Source organism: Sphingomonas sp. CCH5-D11, assembly GCF_001557395.1.
In the GTDB taxonomy this organism is placed as follows: domain Bacteria; phylum Pseudomonadota; class Alphaproteobacteria; order Sphingomonadales; family Sphingomonadaceae; genus Sphingomonas.
Map to the genome: position 1 here is coordinate 1 of NZ_LSKH01000033.1, position 9,347 is coordinate 9,347.

Annotated in this window: 9 protein-coding genes; 4 read left to right on the forward strand and 5 right to left on the reverse strand. The window is 67.6% G+C overall.

Going from position 1 to position 9,347, the window contains the following annotated elements; translation table 11 throughout:
* A partial coding sequence (locus AX702_RS21950; protein WP_066775667.1) for a hypothetical protein occupies window positions 1-462 on the reverse strand: 462 nt, incomplete at its 3' end.
* Window positions 463-1,115: 653 nt separating this feature from the next.
* Here AX702_RS21950 and AX702_RS23180 point away from each other — a divergent pair.
* On the forward strand, window positions 1,116-2,336 hold the full coding sequence (locus AX702_RS23180) for a calcium-binding protein (protein ID WP_066775668.1): 1,221 nt from the start codon (window positions 1,116-1,118) through the stop codon (window positions 2,334-2,336).
* A gap of 147 nt (window positions 2,337-2,483) precedes the next feature.
* Here the strand turns inward: AX702_RS23180 and AX702_RS02140 are convergent, their stop codons facing one another.
* Entirely contained in the window at window positions 2,484-2,909 is a 426-nt protein-coding gene (locus AX702_RS02140) for a GNAT family acetyltransferase (protein WP_066775669.1), read from the reverse strand.
* A gap of 228 nt (window positions 2,910-3,137) precedes the next feature.
* Window positions 3,138-4,304 carry a GGDEF domain-containing protein gene (locus AX702_RS02145; protein WP_066775670.1) on the reverse strand — a complete coding sequence of 389 codons (1,167 nt, stop codon included), beginning with the start codon at window positions 4,302-4,304 and terminating at the stop codon, window positions 3,138-3,140.
* Window positions 4,305-4,801: 497 nt separating this feature from the next.
* On the opposite strand from AX702_RS02145, the gene AX702_RS02150 reads away from it, so the two are divergent.
* Window positions 4,802-5,122 carry a DMT family transporter gene (locus AX702_RS02150; protein WP_066775671.1) on the forward strand — a complete coding sequence of 107 codons (321 nt, stop codon included), beginning with the start codon at window positions 4,802-4,804 and terminating at the stop codon, window positions 5,120-5,122.
* Between the two features lie 345 nt (window positions 5,123-5,467).
* Here the strand turns inward: AX702_RS02150 and AX702_RS02155 are convergent, their stop codons facing one another.
* Together AX702_RS02155 and AX702_RS02160 are read right to left on the reverse strand one after the other, a co-directional pair.
* Entirely contained in the window at window positions 5,468-6,133 is a 666-nt protein-coding gene (locus AX702_RS02155; RefSeq protein ID WP_066775674.1) for a hypothetical protein, read from the reverse strand.
* A gap of 129 nt (window positions 6,134-6,262) precedes the next feature.
* Complete coding sequence (locus AX702_RS02160) at window positions 6,263-7,054, reverse strand: hypothetical protein (RefSeq protein ID WP_156455316.1); 792 nt, start codon at window positions 7,052-7,054, stop codon at window positions 6,263-6,265.
* Between the two features lie 55 nt (window positions 7,055-7,109).
* On the opposite strand from AX702_RS02160, the gene AX702_RS02165 reads away from it, so the two are divergent.
* Window positions 7,110-7,994 (forward strand): fatty acid desaturase family protein, encoded by an 885-nt coding sequence (locus tag AX702_RS02165; RefSeq protein WP_231731692.1) that lies wholly within the window; start codon window positions 7,110-7,112, stop codon window positions 7,992-7,994.
* 205 nt (window positions 7,995-8,199) lie between these two features.
* Window positions 8,200-9,347 (forward strand): hypothetical protein (locus AX702_RS02170; protein WP_156455317.1); only part of this gene is annotated, 1,148 nt, incomplete at its 3' end.

Genomic DNA, 9,347 nt, shown 5'->3' on the forward strand with positions numbered 1-9,347 from the left:
CGGCGGGTCGACGCGATAGACCGCCAGCCGCCGGCCGCCTCGGTTGCAATGATCGGTGATCCGGCCGGCATAGTGGCGGCGCACCAGCCCCGCGCGGACCAGATCGGATACCGCGCGGCTCACATTGGCCTTGCCGATCGCCAATGCCTCTTCCGCCAGCGCCGCCTCCACCCGGTCGGGATCGCTGCTGCCGAGCCGTGCCGCCACCTTGGCGCGAAGCCCAGCGCGCCGCCGGTCCCGTGCGGCCAGCGGCAGCAGCTGGCGCGCCAGCCAGTCACGCAGCGACACCCGCTCCGCCCCGGCCGCCCCGGACACCTGAACCCACGGCCCCGCCTCACCATCCGCCCGCGCCGCCTCGGCAATCAGGCCGAGCACGAGAAAGGCATAACGCGGGCGGCTGGACGCAGCCGCGAGCGCGGCGAGGATCGAGCCGAGATCGGGACGGGGGGTGGCCACAGTCATGTTGGAGAATCAAGCACATGCGGAACGCAACGTGAATCCCCTTCGTGCATCCCGAAGCGACTTTGTCGTCCATGACACTTTGCCACGCGCCCGCCGGCAGAGTGTCACGAATGACGCTTCGCCGGCGGCGGTGCGGCGCTGGAGTGGTCGCACCGATCCGGGCCGCTGGCGGGAATGGAGCTGACGGCAGGGAAGGATAGCGATGCGACGGCCGCGGCTGACGAGCCCCCCTTCCTCGCCTCCTGGCCGCCTACGCAGCCCCGCAAAGTTGGATTTCGCTGGCGGGACGATGGTTTGAAGCGCCCTCGCACACCTGAACCCCTCCCCATCCGAACAAAGCCTATCGAACCATGGGCTGGATCCCACCGAGCCGCGAAGCGCATGACAGACGTCATCCAGCTCATCACCATCGGATCAAGTTGGTCGCAAGCCGCGCCGAAGAACGGTTTCGTGACAGGCTTACACGCGCAGCCTAGCGGCACCGGCAAACGCGCGCCTCAAGGCAAAGTGTCAGCCATTCCTCTTTCTGGACCAAGGCCCTGCCCCCCTCACATCTTGCAGCTTGGCAGGTTCATGGTCCTGCGACATGGTTCGGGAACAAGGGGCGCACGGAACACTGGCAATTAGCCGGTACAACAGGGGGCAATGCCATCATGGCTGAATATCACGGCGACGATTCCGACAATAATTCCTTCGGTACGAGCGGCGACGACATTGCTTATGGCTATGGCGGAAACGATTACCTGCGCGGCGCGGCCGGCGATGACATCCTCTACGGTGGCGCCGGCGACGACATTCTGCGCGGTGGCGAGGGTATCGACCGGCTGTACGGCGGATCGGGCTTCGATCGAGTGAGCTTCGCTGATGCGGGAACACAGGGCGTGATCGTCGACCTGCGGCGGCAGCTCATCATCAACGACGGTTTCGGCAATCGCGAAAAGATCGTCTCGATCGAAGCGCTGGGCGCCAGCACCCGCTTCCGCGACATCTTCCATGGCGATGATGGCAAAAACATGCTCCTGGGCAATCAGGGCGATCGCCTGTTCGGCCACGGCGGCAATGACCAAATTCAGATCGACGGGATCGTCGACACGGTGGTGGATGGCGGCGAAGGGCGCGACCTCCTCGCGCTTCTCGGCGACCAGGCCGTCTTCTCGACCGACGGCAGCCAGGAACAGCTCGCGGCAACGTCGCGCGTCGTGGTCGACCTGTCGCGTGGGCTGATCGCGGACGATGGCTTTGGCGGCACCGGGCGCATCCGCGGCATCGAGGATTTCAGCTTTTACGCCCTGACCGGCGGGCGCGTGACCGGATCGGACACGGCGAACCGGCTCGAAGGCGGCAATGGCGATGATCGCCTGATGGGGCTCGGCGGCGGCGACGAACTCGTTGGCGGCGGCGGCAGCGATCAGCTGTTCGGCGACAATGGCAATGACGTGCTGATCGGCGGCCTGGGCAAGGATCAGCTGACCGGCGGTCAAGGTGCCGACATCTTTGTCTTTGCGGGCTTTTCCTTTGTCGGCTTTCACATCGACGAGCAGGGGCAGCAGTTCGAGGAATATTTCCTCCCGGGCGACAGCGGCGCGTCTCAGAAAGACGCCGACCGGATCATGGATTTCAGCAGCAGGCAGGGAGATATCATCGACCTGTCCGCGGTCGACGCAGTGGCGAACCTGGACAGCGCCAACCTGCCCGACGATGCCTTCACCTGGCTGGGCACCGGCGCCTTTACCGGCGCGGGCGGCGAGGCGCGCTACCAGATCCGCAACGGCAACACCTTCGTGTTGCTCGACATTGGTGGTGATCGGGGCGGCGAAATGGTGATCCGGCTGGACGGCGAGCATGTGCTGACCGCGTCGGATTTCATCCTCTGACCGGACGGGGAGCGTCGCCGTCGTTGGCGGCGCTTCCTCTGCTCCTGCTGTCGTTCAAGGCCCTAAGGTGCAGCGAGCTTGGCCGTCTTCCGGACAAGGCGGGACTGCTGCAATCCTCGCTTCGTCAGGTCGGGCGATGTGCGGCGATCAGCCCGGCAAGGTCAGGCGTTTGGCCATGATCACACGCGGTTCCTCCGCATAGCCAAGCCGGTCGTAGAAGCGCGCGACGGCGGTGTTGGTGGGGCGGATCATCAGCTGCACCTTGGGCACGCCGCGTACCCGCAGCCACGCTTCCGCCGCCGCTACCAGCGCACGGCCGATCCCCTGCCCCTGCCGCCCGGGCGCGGCGGCGAGGTAGTAAAGCCAGCCGCGATGCCCGTCATGCCCCACCATCACGCTGCCGATGATGCCGCCCTCTCCCTCCGCGACCAGCACAGCGGAGGCGGGACCGGCCAGCGCGAAGCGGAAGTCCGCCGCGGGATCATTGTGGCTCACCACCAGCCCGCAGGCATGCCATAGCGCGATGATATCGGCCTGATCGGCGTCGGCGGCGGCCCGGATCGGGATGGTCATGGCCAGCAGCTAGGCGCGGATCCGCATGTTGTTAAGCACCCGCATGATCCGCCAGGCACTCCGGCGGTACCTGCCGTGTCCCGATCGCGCTGCGCCCGCGGCCAGCGCCTTCACACCGACGCGCCCCGCCTGGACAAGAAGCTCGGGTGAAGCGCCGGTTCGACGGTGAGCCCCCTCACCGTTCGTACCGAACTTGTCGAGCTACGTGCCCAGCCTCCCGCCCTTCGCTCAGCAGGCCGGTGCGAGCGCCAGCGGCATGTCCAGTTCGATGCGATTGCGCCCGCGCTCCTTGGCCAGATAGAGCGCGCGATCGGCGGAGGAGAGCATCTCGCCCAGCGTCGTGCCGCCCCCGCCGAACGCCGCCACGCCGATGCTGACGGTCGCCTCCACCCCGGCGGAGCGCGGGTCGCGCGGCACCGCCTCGGCGAAGCGCGCGGCCAGCACGCGGCCGATGTCGCGCGCATGGGTCCGCTCATAGCCGGGCAGCAGCGCCACGAACTCCTCGCCGCCGATCCGCGCCAGCGCCGCCTCGGGCCCCAGCGTGTGGCGCGCGATGCCGGCGAACGCTTTCAGGATCTCGTCCCCCATCGCATGGCCGTGGCGGTCGTTGATCGACTTGAAGTGATCGAGATCGAACGCGAGCAGCGCCACCGGCTCGTCCGCGGCGCGCTGGCGCAGCAGCCGCTCGCCCTGTTCGAAGAACCATTGCCGGTTGCCCAGGCCCGTCAGGAAATCGCGGCGCGAGGATTCCAGCAGCTGCGCGTGCGATTCCTCGCGAACCACCGCCAGCAGCGCCATCGGCATGCCGACCGAATAAAGCACGCCTTCATACATGGTCAGCTTCGCCACGCCGGCGATCACCGCCGGGCCAAGCCATACCTCAAGCAAGGGAAGGACGAAGAGCCGCCCGGCGTAGAACAGGGTGTGCATCGCCAGCAGCGCCACGACGAGCGGGTGCGAGCGCAGCGCGCGGAGCGGGCGGCAGCGGATCATTTCCCACGCCGTCAGCCCCACCGCGACGACGATCGGGATCCCGCCGATATAGCTCCACAGGTCCGCTTCCCAGCGGCTGCCCCCCGCCATCCAGGCCAGCGCCAGCGCGACCAGCATGGCCACCGACAGCCCGGCATAGCGCCGGCCATTGATCGCCGCGACGCCGTTCAGGACCAGCAGATAGCCGCTGACAAAGGTGAGATTACCTAGCGCCGAGCCAAGCACGCCCTGGCGGATGATGGCGATCACGCAGCCGGCGGCAAGCATGGCATAGCCAGCGGCGAACAGCTGCAGCTCGCGCCGCCGCTGCGGACGAGCCTGACCCTCCCACAGCGTCAACGCCACGCTGAGGATCAGCGTGCCAATGGCGAGGACATAGAGGGTGAAGAGGTCAAAACGCATTGCGACGCCAAAGTTTCCAATGCCGCCATTTAGGTGCGATTTCGAAAGAACTCCTTAACTGGCGGGGGTGGTAGCCGACCGCCACCCTGCTCTCCCCTTCCCAGCCGGCCCCGTTCGCGGGACGCTCGCGCTCTTGGAAAGCTCGATGGCGCCCGCCTCCGCTCGGACTAGCGCCCGGCAGCGTTCGCGCGTCCAGACCCCGCGCGACGCCGCCTGCGATCGCGGCATCACCGGCCGCATGAGCTTCTGACATAACCTCCCAGACTGGAGCCTTGGCGCTCACCCACAGCCATCATCCCGCGAAGGCAGCGATCCTTGGTTCCGCAAAGGCGCCGCCGATGAATATGCGCCCGCGTGCTGCGATCCCACCGCAGGGATCCGGCTGACCTGCCGCGCTGGCCTTTCGCCACGCGCATCGCTATGGCGCGCGCCGCAGCCGCCTCTTTCGGGTTTCCGGCCGCTGCCTCCCCCTCAGAGCCCGCGCAAGGAGAACGCTTTTGGCGTGGGTCATCCTCGGCTGTGCCGTTGTAACCGAGATCATCTGGGCATTGAGCCTGAAATGGGCGGCCGTGCAGGGCGGCTGGCAGGCATCGATCGTGCCGATCACGCTCAGTTTCGTGAACATGGGGCTGCTCGCGCTGGCGATGCGCGGCCTCTCCGCCGGCACGGCTTATGCCGTCTGGACCGGGCTTGGCGCGGTGGGCGTCACCATCTTTGGCGTGATGCTGTTCGGCGAACGGCTGAGCGCTGTGCAGATCGGCTTTCTCGCGCTGATCATCATCGGCGTGGTCGGCACCAAGCTGTTCGCGCCGCAATAAGGGCGCGGCGCTGCCGAAGTGCGGCGGGCTGGCGCGGCGGAATGGGCAAAGAGTCGCGGCTGGCGAAGCGGATGTCGCCCGCTCGCCCCTTCATTGCCGCTACACAAGTTCGTCCTGAGCTTACCGAATTATGTGCCCCGATTGGCATCACCCGAAGGACGCCGCTTCGCCCATCGCCGTGCGTCACTCTACGGTTTGATCGAGACACCTTGGCGCACCTCCCCGGCGAAGGCCGGGGGCCAGCTGGGCAAGCGTTGGCAAAAGCTGGTGTGCCTGCCAGCTTGGTCGCGCAACTGGGCCCCGGCCTTTCGCCGGGGAGGCGGATCAAGCTGGCTGCGTAAAACCCTAGCCCGCGGATTCGCGCAATCGGATCAGCCCGCTGAGGAAACAGACGGGGTAGATCACCTTTTCCTCCAGCCGCATGCGCTCGGCGGCGCGGGCGAGGATGAAGTGGGTTGCGACGGCGAAGTCGAACCAGTTGTTCTCGATCCTGTCCCGATCCCATTGGTGGAGATAGCTGTCCCAGTCGGTCTCCATCTCCCCCACCAGGCTCGTCAGGCTTCTCTCTAGGGTGAGATCCGCATCCACGCCCCGCGCCAGCAGGGGGCCGTAGACACAGCGGCGTTCGGTGGCGCGATGCGCCTCGATGAGCAGGCCGAAATCGTTGAGCTGCCGCTCCGCCTCCGCGGCATTGGGTGGGCCTTCGACCAGCGCGAGCAACGCCTTTCGCCGGGCATCGAGCGCGGCATGGTCGCTCAACAGGTGTTCCACGCTGGTCGGTGCGTGAAGCGTGACGACATTGCCGCCGGAGACGGAACGGAGCCGAACCGGGATCGGCAACGCCCGGACGATATCCTCCAGCCGCGCGAGCGTACCCGATGGGCCGGGTTCCGCGATCATCGCGATCCGCGCTTCCTCCAGCTTGATGCTCACGAGATTGAGCTGACGCTCGTCCGCCAGGCCCAGTGCCTGCTCGATCAATTTAGTAAGCTCGTCGCGGTCGTTATCCACGTTCCCACTCCTGCGACTCCGGCGCTTCCTACATCGAAACACCGATCATCAATTGATCAGATAATGACCTTCGCATCAACATAGCTGTTGCTGTGAAAAACGCTGTTCTCAATGGCTTGGCGATCGCCGTCATGTGATCCGGCTCCAGTGCGTCAGCGCCATGTCGTTGTAGCGCCGCATGGCCGCCACCATGGCCCCGCGCCGGCCGACATCGACCAGCTCGGCCGGCAGCAAGGGATCGGAATTGATCGCGCGCAGCACGGATTGGCCCAGCAGATAGGTTTCGCGCGCGGCATCTCTGGTGGCCATATGCCGCACGCGATCGGTGCTCGCCGCCATTTCGGCCAGCCAATGATCATAGCCCGCCTCCAGCGTCGCGGCGGGCCATAAGGCGCGGAAATCGCGGTCCTGCCCCGGCTCCGCCATGCAGCCGGCGAGAAGCGGCGCCTCCCCTTCCAGCCCCAGCCCGGCGAGCGTGATGCGCAGCGCGGCGGCGTCTTGCGCCAGATTGTCGGCGCGCACCCAGGTGCCCGCGCCGGCATGGGCAAAGCCGGTGAGGCGAAGCGCATGCTCCCGGCGCTGTAGCCGCGCGCGATCGGTGCGGCCGAGCGCATGGGTCAGCACCAGCAGCCATGCGCCCGTCCAGGGCCGCACGCTTTCCTCCACCCGCATCCAGCCGCGCGCCTTGGCATGGAGCGCCGCTGCCGCCGGCCCCAGCGCATAGACGCCGCGTTCGGGCTGCTGCGCCATGCCATCACGCACCAGCCGCCCCAGCGCGACGCGCACCGCCGCCGGCTCGATGCCGAAGATCGCCCCGCGCCCGATCAGCGTTGCCGCAGGCAGCGGCTGTGGCGCGGCGGTGGACAGCAGCCACAGCGCCAGTGAGCGCGGCGACACCGGATCGCGCCAGTCATGTAACATGCTTTGACTCATCATGCAGGAATGCGTTATATCAGTCGGCGAGAGGAGAGCCAGCGTGAAGGTATCCGATTATCTGTCACCCGAGGAGCTGGTGGCGCTGACGCAGCGGTCGGATGCGCGCGCCTGGTGGGCCTTTGCGATGAACTGGGGGCTGATCGCCGCCGCCTTCGGCATGGCGATCGCCTGGCCCAATCCGCTGACGATCGTGCTGGCGGTGCTGATCCTGGCGGGGCGCCAGCTTGGCCTGGGCATCCTGGTGCATGATTGCGCGCATCACGCCCTGTTCCGCGATCGCCGAACCAACGAGACGGTCGGCCAGTGGCTCGCCGGGACGCCGATCAACCTCTCGCTCGCCTCCTATCGCACCTATCACCTGGCGCATCACCGCTATGCCGGCACGCCGCAGGATCCCGACCTCGGCTTTGTCGCCAGCTATCCCATCTCGCGCACGTCGCTGCGGCGCAAGTTCCTGCGCGACATCACCGGGCGCACCGGGGTGCGTGATCTGCGCCGCTCGCTTGCGCGCTTCCGCCTCGCGACGCACTGGCCGTGGCTGCTGTTCCACGTCGCGCTGTTCGCCGCTCTGGCGCTGGCGGGCGGTTGGTGGGCCTATGGGCTGTGGTGGGTGGCGGAGCTGTTCGTCTATCCCGTGATCGTCCGCCTGCGGCAGATCGGCGAGCATGGCGTGGTGCCCGATCGCGGCTCGCCCGATCCGCGGCTCAACACCTCCACCACCATCGCGCGCTGGTGGGAACGGCTGTTCATCGCGCCCAACCACGTCAATTACCATGTCGAGCATCACCTCGCGGCCGGCATTCCGCCCTATCGCCTGCCCCGCATGCACCGCCTGTTGAGCGAGCGCGGCTTCTATGACGGGCATGACGCCTTGTCGCGCGGCTATGTCGACGTTCTGCGCCGCGCCACGCGCCAGCCGGCGTAAGGCGCGGGCGGTTTCGGCGGCGGGTCTGCTCGACCTTGGGGCAGCGGACACCAACCGCGCATAGTGCGATGCGTACGGCGCCCGCCAAGTAACGGCCACGTCCACGCAGCGCTAAATTCCGGTTAACGCCGCGACCGGATAATATCCGGATTTCGCACGTCAATCGCGGCAGGCCACAGCCGCATCTCCTTTCACAGGAGATATTATGCCGCCTTTTGCCGCGCAGGACCTGCTTTCCGTAAGGGAGGTCGCCGCGCATCCGAACAAGCCCGGCTGGGCCAATCTCGTCGCGCATATCCATGTCGATCCCGTGCCCCAGGACCTGTGCGGGCCGGGGCTGTACGCGCTGTTTCTGGATGGCGCACTATTCTACATCGGGCTGCATGTCGGCGCCGATGCCGATCCCGGCCTGCCGGTGCTGGAGCGGTGGAAGCTGCACGTCGTCGGGCAGACGCTTCGTGCCAAGGCGATCAGCTTCAGCCCGACGCCACTGAACCAGGTGCTGCGCGGCCCCGATGCGTCGGGCCTTGCCGATGATCTCGCGGCCTGCCTGCCGAACGGGCGCGACACCGATTGCCACGCCGCCACGCCCCATCCGCTGCTCGGCGGATCGCATTGCACCGCGCAAAAGGCCGCCTTCGCCAGCGCCCATTGGGATAGTTTGCGCAGCGCCGCACCCGATGCGCTGCTGGCGCGGATCACCTGCCTGTTCCGCCCCCTGCCCGCCGGCTGGGACGCGCTGCTCGACGGTGCCGCGGGGCGCGAGCGGGGCGATTGGGTGCGCGAGCAATGGCTGCGCCCGGCCGAGACCCGGCTGGTGGAGCGGTTCCGCCCGATCTGCAACGCCTGCATCCCCATCGGCACGCACCACCCCGGTCTGAACGCGGGCGAGGTCGGCGCCGCGCTGGAGACGATCTTCCCGGCCGCGCTGCCGGCGTTCGACCGAGCGGTCTATGACGCCCGCGTCGCGCGTCGCCGCCCTGCCCCGCGTGCGCTGGTGGAGGCCTATGCGGCGCCCGGCACGGTGGCGGACGATCACGTCGCGGAACTGGCGGAGGATGAGGGGCTGAGCCGCGGCGAGCTGGCCTTCCGCCAGCGCCTTTCGCCGGCTGGGAGCAGCTTGGTCGATGCGCTGCTCGATGCCTGCCCGGCGCCCTTCCAGCCCTATTTCACGAACGTGCCCGATCTGCGCATCCGTCTGGGCGAGGCAGGCCGGACGCTGATGATGCTGCGCACGGCGCGCGGCCAGCTCCATTGCTTCTCCAAGGCCGACGTGGCGACCGTGGCTGCGCTGGAAACGGGGCTGGCGGCGGAGCCGGTGGAGAACGATCCGATGCGATCGCGCGTCACGCT